Annotated in this window: 21 protein-coding genes; 9 read left to right on the plus strand and 12 right to left on the minus strand. The window is 45.7% G+C overall.

The window, feature by feature from the left end; genetic code table 11:
• Positions 1–3 precede the first annotated feature (3 nt).
• The 3 genes from AAA943_RS14305 to AAA943_RS14315 are packed head-to-tail and all read left to right on the plus strand — an operon-like array spanning position 4 to position 2674.
• Positions 4–762, plus strand: coding sequence for a (Fe-S)-binding protein (locus AAA943_RS14305; protein WP_338224946.1), 759 nt, complete (start codon positions 4–6; stop codon positions 760–762).
• Positions 759–2117 carry a lactate utilization protein B gene (locus AAA943_RS14310; protein WP_338224947.1) on the plus strand — a complete coding sequence of 453 codons (1359 nt, stop codon included), beginning with the start codon at positions 759–761 and terminating at the stop codon, positions 2115–2117. Before AAA943_RS14305 ends, AAA943_RS14310 begins: the two co-directional genes overlap by 4 nt.
• Positions 2114–2674 (plus strand): LutC/YkgG family protein, encoded by a 561-nt coding sequence (locus AAA943_RS14315; protein ID WP_338224948.1) that lies wholly within the window; start codon positions 2114–2116, stop codon positions 2672–2674. The genes AAA943_RS14310 and AAA943_RS14315 overlap by 4 nt, the downstream gene beginning before the upstream one ends.
• Here AAA943_RS14315 and AAA943_RS14320 read toward each other — a convergent pair.
• The 3 genes from AAA943_RS14320 to AAA943_RS14330 all read right to left on the minus strand — a co-directional run bounded on the left by AAA943_RS14320 (position 2621) and on the right by AAA943_RS14330 (position 5620).
• Entirely contained in the window at positions 2621–3979 is a 1359-nt protein-coding gene (locus tag AAA943_RS14320) for a sensor histidine kinase (protein WP_338224949.1), read from the minus strand. The genes AAA943_RS14315 and AAA943_RS14320 overlap by 54 nt on opposite strands.
• Before the next feature lie 112 nt (positions 3980–4091).
• The gene (locus AAA943_RS14325) at positions 4092–4472 is read right to left on the minus strand and encodes a VOC family protein (RefSeq protein ID WP_338224950.1); all 381 of its coding nucleotides are present in this window, start codon (positions 4470–4472) and stop codon (positions 4092–4094) included.
• Positions 4473–4579: 107 nt separating this feature from the next.
• Entirely contained in the window at positions 4580–5620 is a 1041-nt protein-coding gene (locus tag AAA943_RS14330) for an NHL repeat-containing protein (protein ID WP_338224951.1), read from the minus strand.
• A 109-nt stretch (positions 5621–5729) separates the two neighbouring features.
• Between AAA943_RS14330 and AAA943_RS14335 the strand changes: the two genes are divergently transcribed.
• The 6 genes from AAA943_RS14335 (at position 5730) to AAA943_RS14360 (ending at position 11333) form a co-directional block, all read left to right on the plus strand.
• Positions 5730–6557 carry a sugar phosphate isomerase/epimerase family protein gene (locus AAA943_RS14335; RefSeq protein WP_338224952.1) on the plus strand — a complete coding sequence of 276 codons (828 nt, stop codon included), beginning with the start codon at positions 5730–5732 and terminating at the stop codon, positions 6555–6557.
• 102 nt (positions 6558–6659) lie between these two features.
• Positions 6660–7493 (plus strand): OmpA family protein, encoded by an 834-nt coding sequence (locus AAA943_RS14340; RefSeq protein ID WP_338224953.1) that lies wholly within the window; start codon positions 6660–6662, stop codon positions 7491–7493.
• Between the two features lie 461 nt (positions 7494–7954).
• Positions 7955–8551 carry a DUF2911 domain-containing protein gene (locus AAA943_RS14345; protein WP_338224954.1) on the plus strand — a complete coding sequence of 199 codons (597 nt, stop codon included), beginning with the start codon at positions 7955–7957 and terminating at the stop codon, positions 8549–8551.
• Positions 8552–8660: 109 nt separating this feature from the next.
• The gene (locus AAA943_RS14350; protein WP_338224955.1) at positions 8661–9515 is read left to right on the plus strand and encodes a sulfurtransferase; all 855 of its coding nucleotides are present in this window, start codon (positions 8661–8663) and stop codon (positions 9513–9515) included.
• The gene (gene trhA / locus AAA943_RS14355; RefSeq protein WP_338224956.1) at positions 9512–10153 is read left to right on the plus strand and encodes a PAQR family membrane homeostasis protein TrhA; all 642 of its coding nucleotides are present in this window, start codon (positions 9512–9514) and stop codon (positions 10151–10153) included. The genes AAA943_RS14350 and trhA overlap by 4 nt, the downstream gene beginning before the upstream one ends.
• A 79-nt stretch (positions 10154–10232) precedes the next feature.
• Positions 10233–11333 (plus strand): acyltransferase family protein, encoded by a 1101-nt coding sequence (locus AAA943_RS14360; RefSeq protein WP_338224957.1) that lies wholly within the window; start codon positions 10233–10235, stop codon positions 11331–11333.
• On the opposite strand, the gene AAA943_RS14365 is transcribed toward AAA943_RS14360, so the two are convergent.
• The 9 genes from AAA943_RS14365 to AAA943_RS14405 all read right to left on the minus strand — a co-directional run bounded on the left by AAA943_RS14365 (position 11323) and on the right by AAA943_RS14405 (position 24249).
• On the minus strand, positions 11323–12642 hold the full coding sequence (locus AAA943_RS14365; RefSeq protein ID WP_338224958.1) for an ATP-binding protein: 1320 nt from the start codon (positions 12640–12642) through the stop codon (positions 11323–11325). The genes AAA943_RS14360 and AAA943_RS14365 overlap by 11 nt on opposite strands.
• 169 nt (positions 12643–12811) lie before the next feature.
• Positions 12812–13843 carry a proline iminopeptidase-family hydrolase gene (locus AAA943_RS14370; protein ID WP_338224959.1) on the minus strand — a complete coding sequence of 344 codons (1032 nt, stop codon included), beginning with the start codon at positions 13841–13843 and terminating at the stop codon, positions 12812–12814.
• A gap of 147 nt (positions 13844–13990) precedes the next feature.
• Complete coding sequence (locus AAA943_RS14375) at positions 13991–15157, minus strand: Gfo/Idh/MocA family protein (protein ID WP_338224960.1); 1167 nt, start codon at positions 15155–15157, stop codon at positions 13991–13993.
• Positions 15158–15329: 172 nt separating this feature from the next.
• A complete protein-coding gene (locus AAA943_RS14380) occupies positions 15330–16346 on the minus strand; it encodes a sugar phosphate isomerase/epimerase family protein (RefSeq protein WP_338224961.1) in 1017 nt (338 codons plus the stop codon).
• 89 nt (positions 16347–16435) lie between these two features.
• The gene (locus tag AAA943_RS14385; protein WP_338224962.1) at positions 16436–17644 is read right to left on the minus strand and encodes a hypothetical protein; all 1209 of its coding nucleotides are present in this window, start codon (positions 17642–17644) and stop codon (positions 16436–16438) included.
• Between the two features lie 151 nt (positions 17645–17795).
• A complete protein-coding gene (locus AAA943_RS14390; RefSeq protein ID WP_338224964.1) occupies positions 17796–18854 on the minus strand; it encodes an aldose 1-epimerase family protein in 1059 nt (352 codons plus the stop codon).
• Between the two features lie 204 nt (positions 18855–19058).
• Positions 19059–19841 carry a 3-keto-disaccharide hydrolase gene (locus AAA943_RS14395; RefSeq protein WP_338224965.1) on the minus strand — a complete coding sequence of 261 codons (783 nt, stop codon included), beginning with the start codon at positions 19839–19841 and terminating at the stop codon, positions 19059–19061.
• Positions 19838–22525, minus strand: coding sequence for a c-type cytochrome (locus AAA943_RS14400; RefSeq protein WP_338224966.1), 2688 nt, complete (start codon positions 22523–22525; stop codon positions 19838–19840). Before AAA943_RS14400 ends, AAA943_RS14395 begins: the two co-directional genes overlap by 4 nt.
• 212 nt (positions 22526–22737) lie before the next feature.
• Entirely contained in the window at positions 22738–24249 is a 1512-nt protein-coding gene (locus AAA943_RS14405; RefSeq protein ID WP_338224967.1) for a RagB/SusD family nutrient uptake outer membrane protein, read from the minus strand.
• Positions 24250–24256 lie beyond the last annotated feature (7 nt).

The following is a 24256-nucleotide window of genomic DNA, read 5'->3' on the forward strand; positions in this document are numbered from 1 at the left end:
AAAATGAATCCATCGACTCCCCATATTGGCCTTTTTATCCCTTGCTATGTAGATCAGTTTTATCCCAATGTGGCGATAGCTACTCTGGAACTACTGGAAAAGCTTGGCTGCAAAGTGAGTTACCCTTTGGAGCAAACTTGCTGTGGCCAACCTATGGCCAATGCTGGGTATGAGCGGGACACTGTGGGTACAAGCCGGCATTTTCTGGAGGTTTTCGGAGGCTTTGACTACATCGTAGCTCCCTCTGGAAGCTGTGTCCTTCATGTGAAGGAGCATTTTCCTCCCATCCCGAGTATGGAAAAAACCCAGAGTGAAGTTCACAACCGAATTTTCGAACTCACTGAATTTGTAACGGATATTTTGAAAATAAACCGAATGGAGGGGACTTTTCCTCATCGAGTGGGCTATCATGCTTCCTGTCATGGACAACGTGGCCTTCGATTGGCTTCCAGTTCGGAGATGCATATTTCTCCCTTTAATAAGGCAAAAAAACTTTTGGAAAATCTGGAAGGTTTGGAATGGGTGGAGCTAAGCCGAACGGATGAGTGCTGCGGATTCGGAGGTACATTTTCAGTGACTGAAGAAGCCTTATCCATTCAAATGGGTAAAGACCGACTGGAAGACCATCAGGAAAAGCAAGTAGAAATCCTCACCGGTGGAGATATGTCCTGCATCATGCATCTGCAGGGTATTGCGAGTCGGCAAGGCAGTCCGATGAAGTTTATGCATGTGGCAGAAATCTTAAATCAGGCAATCCAATGAGTCATCCTCAAGCAGCAGCGGAATTTCTGAAAGATCAAGCCAAAGCAAAATGGCATGATGAGACCTTGTGGTTTGTCCGGGATAAGCGGGACAGAATCAGTAAGACCATTCCTGAGTGGGAAGACTTGCGCAACCTCGCCTCTGAGATCAAGGATCATACCTTGTCCCGATTGGATTTTTACTTGGAAGAGTTTGAAAAAAACGCTTTGAAAAATGGGATCCAAGTCCATTGGGCCAAGGATGCAGAAGAGCATAATCGGATTGTTTTGGGGATTTTGCAAAAAAAGGACTGTAAAGCCATTGTCAAGAGTAAATCCATTCTGACGGAGGAATGCCACCTCAACCCCTATTTGGAAAAAAACGGAGTGGAAGTGGTCGATACAGATTTGGGAGAGCGGATTGTTCAGTTTTTGCATCAGCCTCCTAGCCATATCGTGCTTCCGGCAATTCACTTGAAAAAGGGAGAGATTTCAGAACTTTTCCACGAGAAGCTCCACACAGAAAAAGGCAACGAAGATCCTACTTACCTTACTCAAGCAGCGAGGATTCACCTTCGGGAAAAATTTCTTCAGGCCAGAGTGGCCATCACCGGAGTCAATTTTGGAGTAGCCGAAACCGGTGAGTTTGTCGTCTGCACCAACGAAGGAAATGCAGACATGGGGGTACATCTGGCGCATGTGCATATTGCATGCATGGGGATCGAAAAGCTAATTCCAAGAAGGTCGGATTTAGGGGTCTTTTTAAGACTTTTGGCCCGATCTGCGACAGGGCAGCCCGTCACCAATTACAATTCCCATTTTAGAAGCCCTTCTCCAGGTAAAGAAATCCATGTCATCCTGGTCGACAATGGACGTACGGCCCAACTGGCCCGGGAGAAGTTTCGCAACTCACTTAAATGCATCCGTTGCGGTGCTTGCATGAATACTTGCCCAATTTACAGAAGAAGTGGGGGCTATAGCTACGGAAGCACTGTTCCCGGACCGATAGGATCGATCCTTTCGCCCGGATTGGATATGAAAAAACACAGCACCCTCCCCTTTGCCTCCACCCTTTGCGGGAGCTGCTCAGATGTGTGTCCAGTCAAAATCAACATTCACGAGCAGCTTTACGAATGGAGACAGGAGATCACCAAAACCCATGGAGAATTAGGAAAAAGCCTGTCCATGAAGGTGGCCAGTGGAATATTCAAAAGTCCTCTGGCGTATAAAATTTCAGGAAGTCTGATGAGATCCGCCTTGAAAAACTTGCCCAAATCCCTGATTTATCATCCGATCAACAGCTGGGGAAAAGGACGAAATCTACCCGAAACACCCGAGCTGTCATTCAAAGAGTGGTACAAAAGAAACAGGTCATGAGCAGCAGAGAAGCTATATTGAACTCAATCCGCGGAATTCACCGTGATCTGAAGCCTTTGCCAGATGTGCCGAGTTTTGGAATAAAAAGCGATTTGGTTAAGGATTTCACCACCTCTTTGATAGGAAACAAGGCGGAAGTGATGGATTCTTCAGCATTTGAATTTTGGCTAAAGAGCTCGGGAATGAATCGGGTTTTTTCAGCTATCCCGGAATATAAAAGCTACTCTACGGTCACCCTGCCAAAAGATCCTCACGACCTAGAAAATCTGGAATTGGCCATTTTAGAGGGACAATTTGGAGTAGCTGAAAACGGAGCCATTTGGCTGGATGACAACCAATTGCCTCATCGGGCTATGCCATTTATCACGGAGCACTTAGTCTTGATTGTGCCAAAAGGACATTTGGTAGAAAACATGCATCAGGCTTATCAAAAAATAGGAAAAGACCATGCTGGATTTGGACTCTTTATAGCGGGACCTTCTAAAACCGCAGATATCGAGCAATCACTCGTTATCGGAGCCCATGGAGCTAAAAGCCTCCGAGTGGTCTTGGTTTAAGCCGTCACTTGCCTGCCTTTTTTTACAAAGAAAAAATACATTTGCCTGACTAGAAGCGCTCTCGAAGCCCAAGGTCATTTCCAGCTTATCAGCGATTTTTTTACACAAAGGAAGCCCTAAGCCCGTTCCTTTTTCGAGTTGTGTGCCACGGGAACTCTTCACTTTAAACTCAAACAATTCATGTGAGACCTCTTCCGGGATAACTTGGCCTTCATTCTTCACCTCCCACCGAATCTCAGTAGGTCGAATGAACAGCTTAATCTCAATATTCGCTCCGAGTGGGGAAAACTTGATTGCATTGTCCAAGAGATTCTTTAGGATAATTTTGATCTCATTGACCTCCAAATCCAAAATTTGGTCATCTCCGGAAAAATGGTACATCAGATGTTGGTTTTTTCTCAAGGCTTGAACTTCCATCGTACTCCCGATTTCTTTGGTGAGTGCAAAAACGCTTACCTTTTCCAGGGTTACCTCACCTTCTTCCATTTCCGTCAGGACCCAATTGAGGGTATTGTTCAACACCTTACTGAGATGAAAGCTTTGGCCTTTCAGGTCGTTAAGGATGGTTTCCAAATCCTCTTTGTCAAACACCCCTCGATCCACCAATTCCAAGGTGGTACTTAGCGTTCCAACCGGGTTTTTCAAATCATGAGAAAGGAGAGCAAGAAGCTGGTTTTTCTTCGTGTTGAGTTCCTCAAGTTTTTCCAAAGCTTTGATTTTTTCAGCTTGGACTTCATTCATCCATTTATTTTGGGTGTGGTAATTTTTGATAAAGAGGTGAATCCCCAAAAAAGAAAAGAGCCCAGTCCATAGAAGAGTGATCCAATGATCCCAAAATAAATTTTCAAGGTTTTGGTAATGAGGCACCACTGTGAATTGTCCGCTGATTTCTCCATAAAAGAGGAAACTTATCGTACCAAAGCCAAAAAGCAACCAAAACACCTTCTGCCAACCTTCAAAAAGAATAGCGGTCACTACCACAAAGATGAAAAAAGCATACATAGAGGGGCCTTTGTACCCTTCATTGTGGAAATAATTCAGTGTAATGGTCAGGTATCCTATCAGGACCAAGGCATGCATGATGGCAGGATGATATCCCCACTTCCTCATCATCCCATAGCCGATCAAAAAAGGAAATGCCAAAACTACCTTGACCGTAACGATGAATTGACTCAATCCCAAAAAATAATCCGAAATCCCCAAAAAAAGCATGAGAAAACCTGCCAGAAATGCGAATATTTCCGATATCCGGTTCTGTAACTGGTGCAGATTACCCGCCTGATCTACTGATCTGAAAAAATTCATAGCTCAAAATCACGGATTTGTGAAGACCAAAACTAAAACTATTTGGTGAACTTCATACATCTCAGTAAGTTCGTTTTTTCTTTTCTATCAAGAAACTGGGAAGAAATTGGACTCAAAGATTAGAATGAAGGGCAATCCGATTTCCTTCCGAATCGAAAAACACACCCATAAACCCTATTTCCGGGGTAATCTGTCTTTTTGGAATCATCACCTCACCACCGGCTTTCTTCACTTTTTCCAGTTCCACAGCACAGTCTTCACAGGAAAAATAAACCAAAGGACCTGCCTCCCTGCTGGAGTGATAAAAATCTTTGTGATATACCAAACTCCCTCCTGCTCCTCCTTGACTTTCATCCCAGGGAAACCAAGCCATCTGCAAATCACCCATGACTTGCTTATTGAGCTTGCACTCAAATACTGCTTCATAAAATTGGATGGCCCGATCCATGTCCTGAACCGGAATTTCAAACCATCCTACAGTGACTGATTTCATCGTGAGGGGATTGATTAGGTGTTATTGATTTATTGGGAATTAGATAGGGCATGGGGATTAATTGATGAGCTTCCGGCTTCGTTCCTCTTACTCAGTGGCCCAGCCTCTCACACTCTGGTCAATTTGACTGGATAGGTCTTCCCGGCATTCCATTGGCAGACGTAGATATTCTCATCCTGATCGATGCACACATCGTGGCAGTGCTTGAATACAGGCTCTTTCTGCACCATCAGCTGCAATTCTCCATTGCGATATTCCGGTGCTGTCCCCCCTGGATTGGAGACTACTTGGTTATTTTGGTCCAGAATAGTTACAAAGCCGGAATTGTCGGTCTGTTCCAAATACCTCAATCGCGACCAGCAGACGCCTGCATAGAGATTTTCTCCATGGATGACCGGTCGGCATACGAAAGCTCCGGGGAGAAAAATGGTTTCGATGTATTTCCCATCCAGCGTAAATCGCTTGAAAGAGTTGTGGCCTCGGGAAGTACAGAGCAAGGTAGGTTCCTTTCCTCCTCTGGTATCAACGGCAATTCCATGTGCCGTACTGAACTGGGCATCACCCTGTCCCGGTCCACCGAATTTCCGAATGAACTTCCCGTTTTGATCGTACTGCAAAAAGTACTGGGAGCCATACCCATCAGCGATATACAAATCTCCATTGGGCCCAATGGCAGTTTCGGTAGGCACCCATCGCATTTTTTCTTCATAAACCCCCTCCTGAATCGGTGAAATCACTTCTGATACTACTACGCCATCAAGGGTAGTTTTGACCACCCGGCCACCATTGTCTACTACCCACAGGTATTCTGCATCTCCTTCATCTATCAGGGAAAGGCCGTGGGCACGGTCCAAGCCCAAGGTCCAAGAATCCAGCAGTTTACCGGCTTGGTCATAGATCAGGACATTGTTTTTGACTTCATCAGTAAGCAGGATCAATCTGCCTTTCCGGTCCATCACCATTTCATGGCAGTTGACCACAGGATATTTATCCGGGTCCAGATTTCCCCAAGATGGGTCGATTTTGTATTTGAAATCGCCGTGACCCAGTATTTGATCTTGGGCTGCAAAAAGGGAGAAATTGGGTGGAATAGTCATAGCAAGTCCTGCGAGGGAGGTATTTTGGATAAATCTTCTTCGGGAATTCATAAGTGTAGGTAATTCTTTGAATTTAAAGAAAAATTGATGGAAATGGGAAAGGAATCCTGCAGGATAAATTGGTTTTTCCTAGATTAGAGCTACCTAAACACCACATGCTATGAAATTTAAAATTCTAAGCCTTTTGTTATTTATGATTAGTTCGATAGGCCTAAATGCCCAAGAAATAGCACTTCAACTTTACTCTCTAAGAAATGAAATGAAAGTAAACCCAGTAAAATATCATCAAATGATAGCAGAATGGGGTATTTCCGCACTGGAAGGAGGTGGAGGCTACGGAATGTCTGATACCGAGTACCAAAAATTACTGGCGGACAATGACCTCAGGGTAGTAGGAGTCGGGGCAGATTACAACAAGCTCAAAACCGACCCTCAAGACATCCTTGCCGAAGCCAAGAAATATGGGGCAAAGTTTGCCACCTGCTATTGGATTCCCCATCCTGATGGCCCAATAAGTATGGAAATGACCAAAGAGGCCGTGGATTTGTTTAACAAAGCAGGAGAGATGTTTGCCAATGAGGGAGTCACCTTAACTTACCATCCTCACGGCTATGAATTTGTGGATGCTGGACAGGGAGTGCCTATGGATTACCTTCTGGAAAATGCCAAGCATTACCAGTTCAATATGGATGTGTATTGGGTGAAAATGGGAGGAGGAGATCCTTTGGCAATCATGCAGGCTTATCCGGGTAAATTCCCTCAGCTACACCTTAAAGACCGCAAAAAAGGCACTCCTGGGTCTACTGACGGCCACGGAGACGTGGAAACAAATGTAGTCTTGGGTACTGGGGACATTGATATAGCAGGTCTCATTCGCGAGGCGAAAAAGCAGGGAACGGCCTTTTTGGTGATCGAGGACGAAAGCTCACGCTCTGTCGAGCAGATTCCTCAAAGTGTGGCCTTTATCCAGACAATTCTTAAAGAATAAATCCTGAAAGAAATTTTCTTTGATAGAATTACAGGCCGATCCCATGGACTTTTTTGGGATCGGCCTGAAATTTTCCTAAACATAAACTTCCCCTTTTTTGACATGAAAAAACTTCTGTTTACCCTTTACGCCCTGAATTATGGAGCCTTCTTTGTCTTCGGACAAAACTCACTTCCCTGCGCAGAAAAAGAAAGTTTTTCACCCTTGCCTAACCATGAGCTGGTCGGATGTGAAGACCGGGAATTTGATTCGTTTACGATCTACACCCAAGATGCCCAAGGGAACAGGAATCCAGAGACCAAGGAGGGACAAAAAATTGTCACTCAATACCGTTGGAAAGGAAACTGGGACGAACGGCCCGCTAAGGCGATGATTTTTAAAAACTATCAAAATGCTGTTGAAAAACTTGGGGGCCAGCTCCTCTATTCAGGAAGTGCAGCCTATTTCTTTTTTGAGAGATCCGGTGATAAATATTGGATGGAAGTCAATTCGGACGGGAGTGGGGATTACCAAGTCACGGTCGTTCGGGAAGAGGCCATGAAGCAGTACGTCACCTGGACTGCCAAAGAAATCCAAAAAGCCATGACTGAAAATGGTCAAGTTGCTTTTTACGGGATTTTGTTTGATACGGACCAAGCCACCCTCAAGCCGGAATCCGAGGAAACCTTGAAAGAAATCGCCATCTACCTTCGTGCATACCCGCAAGTCAAAGTCTATTTGGTAGGACATACAGACAATACCGGAACCGCTGCGCACAATCTATCCCTTTCCAAAAAACGAGCCGAGGCCGCCACTCAATCTTTGATCCAAAATCATGGAGTCAGCGAGGGTCAGATTACCCCTGAAGGGGTGGGAGAACTCAGCCCGATAGCCAGTAATCTCAGTGAGGAAGGAAAAGCAAAAAACAGACGAGTGGTGATGGTCCTAAGATTATAATCTTCAATTACTTTTCATGGAGATTTACTTTACCAGCAGTTTGGTCTGGATTCCAGTGGCTACAGTCGTGATTTTTATTCTGGTGGGCCAAATGACAAAAAAATTTCCCCCCGAGGAGATTAATGGCCTAAATGGGTACAGATCTGCTCGCTCGATGAGGAGTCAGCAAGCTTGGGATTTTGCCCAAAAAAAGGAGCCGTTCAGATGATCTCTTGGGGAAAAGTCAGCCTAGTTCTGGGGATAGTCGCTCTTATAATCCCACTTTCAGGAAAATCGGGCCTCTTTTGCGGCCTCTTTTGGGTAGGGATTGCCTGTGGAGGAATGATTTATTCGGTAGAAGAGGCATTGGTCAAAAACTTTGACTAAGCATTAAATTTCTCCACTTGATCAACTTCTTCACCTTCCATTCCAAAACATCCTTTAATTTTAGAGGTTAGCAGAAAAACAAAACCCAAACTCAAATGAAAAAACAAAAACTATTTCTTCTTGCTTTTGCCCTATTCATCAGCTCTACTTTTGCAGCGATGGCCCAGCTTCAGCAGCCCGCACTGAGCCCTGCGGCAGCTGTTTCCCAAGTGGTAGGCTTTACCAAAATCAGCATTGATTATTCTTCACCTGCTGTGAAAGGGAGAAAAATTTTCGGAGAAATCGAAAAATACGGGGTGACCTGGAGAGCCGGCGCCAATGCACAAACCATCATCGAATTCAGTACAGGAGTGAATGTGGGAGGTAAAAATCTCAGAGCCGGAAAATACTCCATTTTCATGACTCCAACTGAATCCGGAGACTGGACTGTGCACCTAAACAGCAAAGCAGCTTCTGTTTTTGCTTACATGAAAGATGGCAAAATCGATGAAGAAGCAGTAGCTAAAGATGATGCTGTATCCTTCAAGGCTACTACCGAGAGAGGTGGAAATACCGAAAGACTTCAGTACCACATCTCCGCTCATGATAATAAAATCGCCCATATTACCATGGCTTGGGAAGGGGTGAAAGTGACTTTCCCGGTTGACACCCAAGTCGATCAGAAAATGGAGCAATTCAAATCCCAATTTTGATTTTAACCGATAGAATTTAAAAGAATCCTGCTTTTCGAAAAAAGCAGGATTTTTTTATGAGTCCACTTTTCCGAATTCCTTAAATTCAATTTTCAATTCAGACCGACAAATGACCAGTCCGCTTATTTCAGCCCAAGCTCTTTTGAAGATTGTAGACCAACCTGACTTGGTATTGGTAGATGCCCGATACAGTGCTTCTCCAAGACAAACTTTTGAAAACGGCCATCTCAGAAAAGCCAAGTTTATTGACCCCGACAAAGAATTGGCAGATATCAAGGAAGACTTGGCCTTGGGTGGCAGGCATCCTTTGCCCAAGGTGGAGGACTTTTGTAGGGTTTTAGGAGATTTAGGAATCAATCCAAACAGTCAAGTAGTCATCTATGACGATCAAAAAGGGGCCAATGCATCAGCCCGGATGTGGTGGATGCTGAGGGCTTTGGGGCATGAAAAAGTTCAAGTGCTGGAAGGAGGAATGCAAGCGGCCCTCAAAGCCGGATTTCCAGTAAGCACCCAACCCTTCCACCGGATGAATGGAACTCCCTATCCGGGAAAAGAATGGAAGCTGATGATCGCAACCATGGAGGAGGTTCAGTCAAAAGCTTGGGAAAAGGACCACTTGATCATTGATGTGCGAAGTGAGGAGCGATATCGGGGAGATTTTGAGCCGATCGACTTGGTAGCAGGACATATCCCTGGAGCAGTCAATGTCCCCTTAACTGAAAACATGGATTCGGAAGGGAATTTTCTGTCCTCAGAGGAACTGAGAGAAAAGTATCTCCCAATTGTTGAAGAAATACCCAATGACCATATCATCGTACACTGCGGGTCAGGAGTGTCTGCCTGCCATACTCTTTTGGCTTTAGAGCATGCGGGGCTTGGTATTCCCAAGCTGTATGTGGGTTCCTGGAGTGAGTGGAGTAGAAATGATAAGCCGATAGGTAAAACTCTCAACTTGGATCAGTGAAGTCTAAACCTGAGAAAAGACTGCAAACCCCATCCGAGGAAAAGGCAAATACTTTAACCCATGCCTTGGGGCTTATCTTGGGAATCGCTGGGATAATTATTCTTTTCAATCAGCCCCAAGACGGAAAAACACTAATTGGAACCCTGGCCTTCAGCATTGGAGTGGTGATGGTCTATGGGTTTTCCACTGCTTACCATGCCGCCAAGAATCCCGTCAAAAAATCCCGATTGCAGGTGATGGACCATGTGTCGATTTATTGCCTGATCGCTGGTTCATACACTCCCATGGTTTTGGCCATCCTCCAAACCGACAAAGCCATTCTTTTTCTTTCAATCATTTGGGGCTCCGTTTTGGTCGGTACTTTCTTTAAGATCTTTTTTACCGGAAAATTCAAAACCCTTTCTGTAGTCCTCTACTTGACTATGGGGTGGCTGGCTGTTTTCTTTTTCAATGATTTACTGGAAAAATTGAGCTTCGAAACACTTTTCTGGATTGGACTTGGGGGCCTGAGCTATACGATCGGGGTATTTTTTTATGTGAAAAGTGAGCGGATGTTTTTTCATGCCATTTGGCATGTTTTTGTTTTAGGAGGTACTGCAGCGCATTTTATTGCGGTTTTCCAGCTGATTGGCAGCTGACTTCCCTTAGATTTCTCAAAGAATTAGTATGGAGTTGTTTGCAATTTTCTAAATTCAAAAGACCCTTATTCCTCCTTCAATGGCTTCAACCCCACTTCCTACCCAAAGATTGGTTTCATTGGATGTCTACCGCGGATTGACCATGTATTTATTGGTGGCAGAAGCGGCTTTGGTTTATGAGGCCTTGCTGGAGCTTTTTCCGGAGGGGCAATCACTTCATCCGCTTTTCCTCCAATTCACCCATCATGAGTGGAATGGGCTAAGATTTTGGGATTTGATCCAGCCCTTTTTCATGTTTATCGTGGGTGTGGCGATGCCTTTTTCCCTGAATAAAAGACTGGCTCTTTCGGAAGACCGTAGCAAAGTTACCCTGCATATTTTGAAGCGCTGTTTGATTTTGTTCCTATTTGGAACAGGTCTCCATTGTGTCTATTCGGGGAAGATGGTATTCGAACTCTGGAATGTGTTAACCCAGCTTTCCTTTACCATTTTGGTCACTTACTTCCTGCTGAGCAAAGGCTGGAAAGTACAGCTTGGGGTTTCCTTGGGACTTTTGGCTTTGACCGAATTTCTCTACCGGGCCTATAATCCCGAGGTTCCTTTTGAGCACGGCACTAACTTTGGCAACTATACCGACCAACTCCTCATGGGAAAGATCAACAAAGGCGGTTGGGTAGCCATCAATGCCATTCCGACGGCTGCCCATACAATTTGGGGAGCGATTTGTGGGAATCTTCTCCTTTCCTCAAAAGCAAGTCAGGATAAAATCAGGGTGTTTTTACTAGCAGGATTAGTCGGCTTGATCATTGGGTACGGACTGGACATCTCGGGCATCACACCCATCATCAAACGAATCAGCACGGTTTCCTTTATATTTGCCTCTGGGGGATGGGCCTTGGTGGCCTTGGCATTTTTCTTCTGGTGGGTGGATGTGAAGAATCGTAGAAAAGGGATTTTCCCGTTTTTGATCGTGGGGATGAACTCGATTTTCATTTACCTTTTTGCCGAGACGCTGGGAAGATGGATGAATAAGACAGTTGGGATTTTCACCGGCGGAGTCTTTGGCTGGATGGGATTTGGAGAACACGGGCTATTCCTGATCGCTTCCTTTGGAGCTTTGGCAGCCATGTGGGGACTATGCTATTTTCTGTACAGAAAGGGGATTTTCTTTAGGATTTAGGTCTTTCCAAATCGAGGTACTTGGCCAAATAAGAAACAGCATACAGCGGGAAATTAGTCATCCAAGACTCCTGCCTGAAATCAGACATTGATGTTCTTACAGGAAAAGTATCCGGAAAATTTTCTGCCACTACCTTCAGGCTTTTGGCTTTTAAATTTTCTTCTGCCTTCACCTCCAAAGGAACCACTGTCCCTTGATCCTGAAGAATAAAATCGAGTTCAGCCACACCCCGCTCTGCTGACCAATAATACAGGGTATGTCCCGCGGTGATTAATTCCTGTAGGACAAATTGTTCGGTCAGCGAGCCCTTGAATTCCGTAAAAAGTCGATTCCCTTCCAAAATGGTCCGGGCATCCAAATCCACCATGGCTCCCAAAATCCCTACATCCAATAAGTAAACCTTGAAAGATGAAAAATCCTCATACGCTTTTAAGGGCATTCCGGGCTTGCTCACTCTGGAAATTTTATGAATCAATCCACAGTCACGAAGCCATTCCATAGCCAGTTCAAATTCTTTAGCACGGGCACCCTGCCGTAGCTGACCAAAAATGAACTTCTTATTTTCCTTAGCCAACTGACTAGGAATTGAATTCCAAATCATCCGAATCCTGGGAACCACTTCCGCTGGAGCATGTTTGGAAAAATCCTGTTCATATGCCTCCAAAATACGCTTCTGAATAACCCTCACTTCAAAAAAATCCTGCTTTTCGGCATAGGTTTTTACTGCCTCAGGCATTCCTCCGATGAAATAGTAAGTCCTAAGGTGATAAATCAGCTTTTCACGAAATGGAGACAAAAGACTCCAATCCAAATTGGAAATCAGGTTTGCTAAGGATTTTTCACCTATTGCTTCCAAAAACTCGGAAAAAGAAAGAGGATAGAGATCCAGGAACTCAACTTTTCCAACCGGAAATGAAGTGTTTTGGTGTAAGGCTACGCCGAGCAAAGAACCCGCTGCAATGATGTAATAATCAGTCAACTGCTCCTGAAAATACTTCAATGAGGTCAACGCATCCGGACATTCTTGAATCTCATCAAATATCAACAAGCAGTTTTTGGCATCGATAGATTTTCCAAGTTGAATCTCCAAACCCTGAATAATTCGGGCCAAATCTAATCCCTGTTCAAACAAAAGCTGAGCTGTACGATTCGTCTCAAAGTTGATGTAGACCAAATCTGAAAAGTAAGTGGAGCCAAACTCATTCATCAGCCAAGTTTTACCCACCTGTCTAGCGCCTCGGATGATGAGTGGTTTTCTTCCCACAGTATCCTTCCAAGTCAGTAGCTTGTGTAAAAGTTCCCGTTCCATTTTCCTGATTTAAAGCGCAAAGAACGGAGTAATTTACATTTTTTCAAACGAATAAATGTTAGATATCACACTTTTTCAAATGAAAAAATGTAAAACCCAACACTTTTTCAAATGAATAAATGGAAAAACAAGCCCTCCAAGGGGTTAAAACACTTGGAGGGTGGAAGACTTATTTTCCAAAATTTCCCGAATCCACATCCTTGATAAACTGGATCACACCGGGGAAAAAGTGCTCCGGATCGTCGTATTGACTCAAATGACTTCCGTTGGGGCAAAGTAAAAATCGGCCATTGCCTACTTGGGTGGACATCCATTCCATATGCTTTGGATCCATGGTATCATGAGAAGCTCCAACCACCAAGGTAGGAACAGTGATGTTTTTCAGTTGATCCTTCACATCCCATCCTTCCAAGCTCGCTCCCGGAGTAATGCCAAATTCGCTGTACCCTTGCATGTAGACATATACATTGGGATTGACTTGCTCAAGAGCCTGATTGATTTCTGCCGGCCACTGATCTATAGGCATGCGAAGTACATGCAGAGGATAATGATGCTCCATCAGCAACTCCATATAGCGGGGATTTTCAAAGTCCATATTCTTTTCAATTTCCATCAGTTCCGCAAAAACCGCGGGAGGCATTTGAGGTCCGAGGACTTCTTTGGCATATTTTTCATACTCATCCAGGCTGGCCATCATATTGCAAATAATCAGTCCTTTGAGCTTGTCCTGATGCTTAAATGCATACTCCATCGATAGCATTCCTCCCCAAGACTGACCAAGCAGGTAAAAGTTGTCCTTGTTAAGCCCCAGAGCTTTACGTACCTGCTCCACTTCATCCACAAATCGCTCAATCGTCCAAAGGGTGGAATCCTCCGGCTGATCCGAATGAGCAGAACCCAGCTGATCGTACCAAATAAACTCAATTCCTTCCTGAGGAAAATAATCCTTGAAATTGGCGTACTGCAAATGCGACATCCCTGGACCACCATGAAGAAGCAAGACCTTCATTGTAGGATTGTCTCCAACTTTCTTGGTAAAAACCTTGAATTCTCCTTTTGGGGTTTGAATTGGGATCATCTGCACTTCATCCTCAAGAGCTAGCTCAGTAGATTCACCCTGAATTTCATCAGTTTGAGTTTGGGATTGGCAGGAGAATAAAGCCACTACCAAGGCTAGATACAAGAAACCATATTTTCTCATGTTGAATAATTTATTTGGTTGATTCCAAGTTAGCCGAAAGGAAGCTGGAATTCAAATTTTCCGAATCAACCCAATTTCCTTGAATAAAAAGAGCCCAAACTTTTCAGTTTGAGCCCTTTCAGATTTTAAAATTCAGCCTTCATCCTTTCACACTTTCTCCACCCAATCTACCCCGGTGTCTTTCCAAGCCCGATCACGAGCAGAGTCCAATACGGCTTCGCAGACTTTCTGAGTTTCAAAAGCATCTCTAAAGGTCGGATGACAAGGCTCTCCAGACTGAAGGCTGTAGAAAAAGTCCGCCACCTGATGGATAAAGGAATGCTCGTAGCCAATGGAAGTCCCAGGAATCCACCAGCGATGCATGTAGGGGTGATCTCCATCCGTGATGTGAATGGACCTCCAGCCCCGAACTTTTCCTTCGTCGCTGTGATCAAAGTATTCTAATCGGTTCATGTCATGCAAATCCCAACGGATGGAAGCATGCTCCCCGTTGATTTCCAAGGTATAAAGCGCTTTATGACCACGTGCATAACGAGTGGCTTCGAAAAGCCCCAAGGAGCCGTTGTCAAAATGGCAATGGAAAATACAGGCATCGTCAATTCCGACTTTTTGCACTTGTCCAGTCCCTTGATGAACCCGCTCTTTGACAAAAGTCTCCGTCACGGCAGATACATCTTTGATTCCCCCATTGATCCACATCGCTGTATCGATGCAGTGTGCAAGCAAGTCACCCGTCACTCCAGAACCAGCAGCATCCACATCCAATCTCCAAAGGGCATCTCCTCCTTGGGGCAGATCAGGATTGATGGTCCAGTCCTGAAGGAAGTTGGCCCGATAATGGAAAATCTTACCCAGTTTGCCGGAGGCTACGATATTTTTGGCAAGCGTCACCGCAGGAATTCTTCGGTAGTTGTACCAAACGGTATTTTGTACACCTGCCTCTTCCACCGCTTTGACCATGCCTTCAGCCTCAGCTACCGTTCGGGCTAAGGGCTTCTCGCAAAGGATCATTTTTCCTGCTTTAGCGGCGGCGATGGCGATTTCGGCATGGGTATCATTGGGGGTACAGATGTCTACCGCATCGATATCGTCCCGCTCGATGATTTTTCTCCAGTCGGTCTCATAGGAAGCATAGCCCCAACGCTCCATAAAAGCCTTGGCATTGGCCTCTCTTCTCGAGCAACAGGCCTGAAGGACGGGTACATATTCGTATTCCGGGAAAAAGTCGGCTAATCTCTTGTAGCCATTGGTATGGATGCGGCCCATCAGTCCTGTACCGATCAGGCCTACTCGGATTTGTTTTTTATTGCTCATGATTGAATGATTTAAAGATTGGAAAATTGAAAGATTTGAAGATTGGTGATGAAACAAACATTCTTACTCAGAAAAGAGATTTACAATGGTTTAAGTCAGAGGAATTCAATTACTGCTCAACTTTAATTTGATCTCGCAAATCGTAAATCTGCCTTCGTAAATCCTCACAGCCTTACCATCCATGTGCTTCTCGCACTTTGACCATGGCCGCAAGGATATCATTCCAGGTTTGCTGTTTTTCCATCACTGAATTTGGGAACATGCATCCATCCCAGCAGATATGCTGGAATGCTTTGGTCAGATTTCCGTTTTCATCCCGAAGCCAGTATCCCGCATCGTGAGCGATATCCAGAACTCCATTAGGATCTGTGGCTTGGCAGTGACGCCCAGTCTTGTCATGGGAGCCCGAACCAAAAACGGAGCCATCGTTTTGGGCGACATGGAAATCGATCGTCCAAGGACGAAGTGTATCTGTCACCACTTTCAAGGCGGCTTTGACCGCATCCCTATCCTTAATATCCGCATTGGCAGGAAGGATCCTATGCTCTGGCGCATTGTATCCCATGGTGTATAGGAAGGTATGCGACATGTCTGCCTGGAATCCAATATTCGGTCGGTCTACCATCTCCAATAGCTCCACCATATGCTTCCAACTGTGCATGGCACCCCAGCAGATTTCACCCTCAGCAGCCAGTCTCTCTCCAAATCCAGCCGCTACGTCACAGGCCTCGCGGAATGTCTCCGCAATCAGTTTGGTATTTCCCACCGGATCTTTTGCCCAATCGGAAACCCCTGCAGCAGAGTCGATCCGAACTATGCCATAATGCCTTACGCCCAGCTCTTTTAGTTTTTGTCCAAATTCACAGGACTTGCGGACCATCTCAACAAATGTTTTTCGCTGATCTGTAGTACCCATGGCCGAGCCAGCCCAAATAGGAGCTACCAGAGAACCTACATTCAAATTATACTTAGCCACTTTATCTGCTAGCTTCTTGGGTTCGTCGGGATTGTTGAGATCAAAATGGGGTTCCAAAAGCCCTACATCGATCCCGTCAAACTTCACCCCGTTTACTTCCGCGGCGGCAGTCATTTCTAATAGAGAATCAAAGGGAATCACCGGCTCGGAATCAGGGCCCTTGCCTACCAATCCCGGCCAAGTGGCGTTGTGGAGTTTAGGAAAGTTGTTCATGGTTATTTGGGATTTGAAAATTGAAAGATTGGAAAATTTGAAAATTGCCTCTCATAATAGCTAGAAGCAATGTTTTTATAAATAAAGACTTACAATACAACAAGATCAGGGTTATCCGGACCGAAATGTTTAAGCATGACGATCGGGTCGGTTTTGGACAAATTGGTGATTTTTACTCCGGCTTTGGCAGCATCTTCAGACACGAAGTATTCATCATGAGTCAATTGGCCGAAGCGGATCAAAGCTGGAGTCTCAATATCCCAAACGCCCATTTTGCCATAGCCCTGCATCATGATAAATCCATAGGCCGCATTGTCCTTGATCACCACTGTTTGACCCGGATAGACGGTCAGTTCCTTGGCGCTGTAGTCACGGGACCGATAGCAAATCCAGTTTTCATGGTATCCGGCTGCATGCATTTCCTCCACCGCATGGACCGGCTTGGGCTCCATGTAGTGGTTGTCCATCAGGTTGGGGTTAACATTCAGGTCCCAATCAATCATTTCTACCAGCAATTCATAATCACCCCAACGGTTTTTTGGAGTCGCGTTCCAAAGCAACTCCTCAGGAATGATCGCCTCGTTCACCAGACTTTGGTACATGGCGAAGATATCGGAGGCCTTTTGCGGCTCATAGGTACAGAGTGAACCCGGCGCATGAAGCATTCCCGGAGGCACATCCCAACCCGTACCCGGCTGTAATCTGAAAGCCTGCGAGTAATTGGTAATTTTGTTGTCCCCTTTACTGAAGTTTTTCAGACAATCCAAAATGATGTCTTTGGTTGTCCCCGGAGCAATGCCGAAAAAGGTATATGGAAAGTCTCCTCCATGGTTATTGACCTGAGGAGGAAAATAGTAGGCCTCGGGTTTCCCGTTTTGTCCGGTCAATGCGCCAAATTCATCACTAGGATGAATGTGGTGGGGCAAAGGGCCCATGTTGTCAAAAAACTTGGAATACATCGGCCAGGACTTGTACTTATCCCAAAGTCTGGATCCGATGATTTTTGCTCCCAATTCATCGATTGCATCCTTTAAAAGAAAGAGCTCAGTTTTCCCTCCATCCTCAAAAGCCGCATGGCTTAAGCCTTCATTTTTAGAAGTCAAAGGACCATTTTGAGCAGAAGTGGTGGAAGCAAACCATCGCTCATCGATTCCTCCCCGGTTTCCGCCAAGGGCATAATAGTCATCCGGATGCAGTTTGATTCTTCTTCCGGGTACACAAAAGGATCTCGGTACCCAGGTTGGGGTCAATCTCAGTATTCCTTCGCCCTGTTCAAGGGCCTTTTTGGCTAGACTCATTTTATTGGTTGTTAGGTTATTGAGTTACATTTTATTGTTCAGTGTTCAGTATTCAGCTTTCGATATTCGACGTTATGAAAGGGCAAGGTTCGAAGTTCTTGGTTCAAGATTTCCATTCTAGGAAAAGGTCGTAAATCGTAAATCGTAATTCTTAAATCGTAAATCCCTTCGCTTTTTCTCCAGTCAGCACCTCCAAAAGAAGATCATAAGTTCGGCTGTCTCCAGGCTCCAGCAGAATCAAAGTGCCATTTTCTCTTGCTGCAGCCTGTCCAATCGGAGGATGAGTGGCAGGTTCGAGAGCTGTCACGTACTCATTTTTTCCCCAATGCTGCCAGTTGATCAACCAAGGCATTTGGGTTTTGGAAAAGGTAATCTTAAGAGCCAAACCCAAGGAATCATTGGCGTAGCCGCAGACCACCTGATCTTGGGAGTCGGCTTTGGGATCAATGAAAGCCACATCTTCGCCAAATCCAGCATGCGCATCCATCGGAGTGGCACAACGGGTAAACTCGTATTGGCGATTGAATTCGGTGTTATTTGCATCGGTTGGCTTTGACTTTTTTTCCCCTTTCCACACGATCCTGGTTCCCTCATCGATCAGAGGCCAACCACAATTGATATGGTAAAGCAACATATGTGGACTAGGAGCATTTCCACGATTGGACACCGTGTCCTTGATCCGGATTTCCGCAGATCCGAGAGTGCCTGAGATGCTTCGGTGCATTTCGAGACTGGGACCGAAAGTGGTCGTTTCCCTGACTTTAGCAACGATTTCAAAACTCAAATCACCGGAGAAGATATCGGGCTGTTTGATTGAAATCAACTCTGCCGGTGTATTGGAGTAGTTTCCGTGCAAGCCACGAGCACCGCCTTCATCGGAATTGGGTGGACCGGCATTAGACAAGCCACAAGTCGTCAGCAAACCTCCTCCGAAGGTACGAAGCCAGTCAATTCCTTGATTGGAGAAAGGCTGTGGAGCAGTCAATCCGGCATGGGAAATCCAAGTCAGACTGTTTTCATTAAAAAATGCATCCAAAATATCCATTCCCCGGTCCATGACCAGCTTGTATCGGAGTCCTGTTCCGGTATTGACCCAGGCAATTCGACCCCCTTTTGCAGCCCCATTGTCCAAAATGGAGGTTTCAATCCCGCCTATTTGCTGGACATGGGAGAGTTTATCTTTCCAGATTTGGGAATTTCCGAGGTTCATTTTGGGTAGTGAATTGAAAAGGTAACCTATTAAAAAGCCACTCTGAGACTATCCTGCCCTATATGGGTAAGGCACAACAGCCTGACTTCAAGTTAACCAAAAGAGCAAAGAGAATTTTGCCATTGGTCAAAAAGAGAATAAAAAATAGCACAAAGAAAAAGGCGCTAAATCAGTTTAGCGCCTTTCTGCCATTGTGGCCTTTCATTACATTTGCTTCAACTGAATATTCCTAAACTTTACTGTCATCGGAGGCCCTACATGCATCTGCATGCCCATCAGGCCTTTCAGCATCCGGTTTTTTGAATCTTCGTCGTGGACCTCACTCATCAGCGTTCCATTGACATAGTGTTTCAGCACATTTCCTTGAGCTACAATGTGAATCGAGTTCCAATCCCCTGCTTTGATCAGCTGGCCCAATTCTGCACGATCTCCAAGATCTTCCACCAGATTGAGGCCTTTCCAGGCATTTCTGTCTACATAGTCTCTCAAATTGGTGATATCATCCGGCTGAGAAGTGATTCGGGTTTTTTGACCTCGATAGGCCAAAGTAGTTCGCTTCCTTTCCTCGTAATTCTGTCCTGTGTAGCGATTGCCTCCATCTATGTCAGCCTGATAGCCTCTCAGGGCGTAAGGCACTTCAGTAAACCGGTCACTTCGGTATTGCACACCTGAGTTTCCTGTTTCAGAAATCCAGTAGTCCATTTTCAGTTCGAAATCACCCAGCTCTCCGCCTTTCCAGATGATAAACGTATTGGCTTTGAGGGGATTTTCAGCAGTAGTCTCCCCATGAATGACCCCATCTGTCACTTTCCAATAAGCTGGATCAAACTCCCAGCCTTCCAGACTTTTTCCATCGAAAATGGGTACAAAATCAGCTTGAGTTGTTTCTTTTTCCCCAAAGGAAAGGAAGTCAGTAAAGGTCAGACTGATCCCTATGGCCAGAAAGGCCGCAGGGATCAGAGATTTATAGGTCAGAGAACCGGTCATTTTTGTGCAGTGGCTTTGTTTTGAAATACCTCATGGTCGGGATTACCGGAAGAGATCAGATAGGCCATCAGGTCCTTGAGTTCTTCCTCGTTCAGACGGTTGATCAGACCCGGCATCATGATCGATACTTCTGCGTTTTTCTTCAGCACTACCGAGCTTTTCGCGATGGTTTTGATATCGTTGGGAGCAAAAGGGTTCTGTGAGATGTAATAGTTTTGACCATCTTCATCATTTAGCTTACCCACAATGGATCCCCCATCTTTCAGCTCCAAAACAGTAGCATGATACTGGTCAGAGATCGTTTCGGAAGGATTGATGGTCGCCACCAGAATGTCCTTTGGAGAAAAGCGGGTGCCTAACTGAGTCAAGTCAGGACCGATCGCCCCTCCTTCCCCCTGCATGGTATGACAGGACTGACATAGGGTCGCAGCATACATGGCTTTTCCTCTGACAAAATCCCGTCCGCTCAGATCTGCCATCAAAGGTTCGGCCTGCTCCACGGTCCATCTTCGGCCTGGGCCTTCTGGCTGGATGCCTGGTTCCACGATATCGTTACCACTTGAAGTAAGCAATTTACCCCCTGACATTTCATCATACTTCTCAAAGTCTGCCTGATCTACGGAGGCCAGAGCCATTTTTCTTGCTCTATCCAAGAAGCCCACGTAGCTTCTACCTCCTTTGTAATTGGTCAGGGCATTTTTCACCCAGGCGAAATACTCCTCCCGCTGTCCTGCAGTCCAGCCTTTATCCGCTCCACCCAAAACAGTGGCATAGAAGGTAGCCTGAGCAGGTGGCACATTAGCCAGCATATTGGCGATGTCCATTCCGTATTGAGGATTTCTGAAAATCAAATCCGAGGAGGCAGTGAAGGTCTTCTGGTAGTTGGGATCGTCTTTGGCATTTTTGAGGAGAGCCAAGGTCTTTTCTACCGCTGAAGGCGCATCCAAATGAACCATCAGGATCGAAAGGGAGCGATCCAGCATATTGTCATTGGCAGGATAATTAGGATCCAAATAGGCAATCAGTTGCTGCTTGACAGGCTCGGCCCCTTTGTCATAGCGATAGAGAATCACCTCGATAGTCCGCAGCAGGTCCTGCTTGTCTTTGGCAGAAAGCCCTTTGTAATCAATCTGCATCAGGCTATTGAGCATAGCGGCGGCATCTGCGTCGGAAGCATGATGGGCCAAAGCCAAAATCGCATGAATCTTTTTGGCCGGATCTGTCTCAGCAATCGCTTTATCTTTCCATGAAGCGACTGGCTGATGCTCCAATACCAAGCGTGCTGCATACTGAACATAGCGATCAGCATTTCCCAGCTCCGCCCAAGCCTTGTCCAATCCATCAGCAGGAGCACCGGATACATGGTACTTCTCCAATTCTCTCCGAGTCTTGGCTGCCTGTGGAAGATCGGCTTCAGTCATTGGCGTGTAGGTATCCAACTCCCCGGTATAATACACCCGATAAAGATCTGATTCCAGCCTTCTTCCTCCAGTGGCAAAATACATCGCCCCATCAGGTCCAATAGCTCCATCCGTAAGTGGAAGAGGAGAACCGGAAATGAATTCCTCAGCTGTAGCATCATAGGTCGCTCCATTGGGAGTAAGGTGAATGGCGTAAATCATCCCAAAACTCCAATCAAACGCATAAAGGGCCTTGCGGTATTTGGTTGGGAACTTGGCATCGTAGCCAAACATGGCATTGACGGGAGAACCTTGTCCGATATTCAAAACAGCAGGCAGGTTGTCAGGATAGTTGGGAGACCATTTGGAATTGCCTGTTCTCCACCCAAACTCTGCTCCGCTGGTCACATGGTTGATCCGGGTAGGGCGATACCAAGGCATCCCAAAGTCCCATTCCATATCTGCATCGTAGGCGAAAATATCCCCCACTTCATTGTAATCGAAATCAAAAGCATTTCTAAATCCAGCTCCAATCAGCTCCCAATCAGTTCCTTCAGGATTAATTCTAGCGATCCATCCACCCGGAGCCATTCGATTATTGGCATGCCCGCGTGGATCTTTGATCAGAGGAAATAGGTTGTCTTCCTGCCAAACAGGCGGCAGTCTATAGGAATTCATTTCCGGCACGTCCACGTGATTTCCTGCAATCAAATAAATGCCTTTTCCGTCGGGGGTAACCCGCATACTATGAGGGCCGTGCTCTCCTTGCTGTCCTTTGAGTTCCCGGATTTGGGTTATTGTCTCAAATTGGTCATCTCCATCCAAATCCTGGATTCGATACAATCCTGTGGGCTGACTAAACGTCTCATTGGGATTGTGATTGACCATCACATAGAGACTGTTGAAGGCGTAAAGCAAGCCTTGAGCGTAGCCCATCCCGACTTGAGGCTCAGAGACATTACCCACGATGAGCTTTTCTACTTTAGGCTTAACTGTGGAATCCGACCCAATCGGTGGAAGCTCCAGCCTGTACAGGAATCCGTATTGATCTGAGGTGATCATTCGGCCCTTGTCATCAAAAGTCATGGCTACCCAGGAGCCTTGGTCATGCTCTCCGGGGCTGTAAAGCAGCTCCGCTACAAACCCATCAGGGAGTTTAAGCTTGTCTATCTTAGGATTCCCGGTGAGTTTTCGTTGAAATTCTTCTTTTTTGGCACAGGAAAAAAGAAAAACCGAAACACCCAAGATTAGGATAAAGGATTTGGTTAATCGATTTAGAAACATAAGGTTAAGGATTTATTGCTTTCATATGAGGTGATCGCCTATTTTTCAAATTGGGAATATTTTGACAGAAAAAGGAGCCATTCACAAAGGCTATTTACTATTTATCAATTTGTTCACTGTCCTGCTATATCTGCCAAAAAATAACCCTGTTCCAATATAATTCCCGGGAATTTGAATTGGATACAGGGCTATCTGAATTGAAGAAAACCAGCTTAGAAATGTGGGGTCAGGTCAGCCTCCAGTGAAGGATAAGGGTAAAATTTATCCAATACCGTGAACGCATTGCTCGGAGGAATTGCTCCGGGCACCGGCGGATAGTAGTAATCCAAAGGATTGGCGATGATTCGCTGACCATAAGGCACTATGATTTCCTGAATTCGATCCGTTCTCATGATATCAAACCAGCGTTTGTTTTCAAAAGCAAGCTCCACCCTCCTTTCTTTGAAAATCGCTTCTCGGACACCTGCCTGCCCGGTGGCAGTGGAAGCCCCCAAGCCTGCCCTTTGTCTGACCAGATTCAACAAGCTCACTGCCTCTCCGCTTTTGCCCTGCTCATTCTGTGCTTCTGCCATCAGCAGCAAAACTTCGGCGTAGCGATAGACTGGCCAATTCATCCCGTGATTGTTGTGCTGTACATGATTGCTTTGAAACTTCTTGATGTAAGGATAGACCTTATCATCACGGAAGCTTGCAGATAGGAAGATATACCCGATGGATACTTCTTCCCTAAGATCTCCGTCTTCATAGGCAGCAATCAAATCAGGAGTAGGTACCGCAGGGCCTTCGCCACCCAGCTCCTGGGGATTAATGGTACCCATGATTGGCGCCAGCTCTACGATGGAAATCGGCCTGGGCATAAACTGATACATGAAATTGCCCTGAAGCCCTTCAGGACCTTCTTTGAATTGAACCTCAAATACTGATTCAGCATTGTTTTTATTGTTCACACTTTCTGAAAACGCCATTTCATAAGAAGGCATAAGCATGTATTCACCAGAGGAGATCACCGGAGCCAGCACCTGCTCTGCCTCAGCCCAACGCTTCAGATAGATGTATACATCTCCCAATAAGGTCCTTGCAGAACCTTGAGTAACTCTTCCGGGTAATTGCTGAGACTTTTGGGGCAAAAGCGGAACCGCCTCGGTCAAGTCAGCGATGATCTGAGCAAAAACCTCCGACTCTTCAGAAAGGGGTAAGGCTGATTGATCTCGGGTCGCCACCGGCTTCAGGTGCAAAGGAACTTTCCCAAAATAGCGGGAAAGGTGAAAATAGGAGAACGCTCTCAAGAAGAGGGCCTGACCTCTCACATTGTTTTTGGAGTCTGCATTGAAATTCACTGCATCTATCCTGTCCAAAACCTGGTTAGTCCGTGCAATGGTCAAATACAGGTTTCTCCAAGCATTGAGCACATGGACATTGGGTGTAGTCCCTCCCGAAATGGGTACTGCAAAGTCGGCCAGATTCTGATGATTTTCTGTGGCTCCGAACAGGATATTTCGCCCATAGTAGAGATTGTCCGAATGAAGTTCTCCCAAAAGCCATGCCCGATCATTGTAGTAGGGACGTAGGGGAGCATAGGCCGCATTGACCGCTTGGATAAAGTCTGCTTCTGTTTGGAAAAAGGTGGCCGAACTCAGGGAGGTTTCGGGAACCACCGTCAGGAAGTCTTCGCAACTGCTAAACAGGAAGGCTAAGGACAAAAGGAATACATTATATTTTTTCATTTTCTTT

The sequence above is a fragment of the Algoriphagus confluentis genome (genome assembly GCF_036245625.1).
GTDB classification, from domain to species: Bacteria; Bacteroidota; Bacteroidia; order Cytophagales; family Cyclobacteriaceae; genus Algoriphagus; species Algoriphagus confluentis.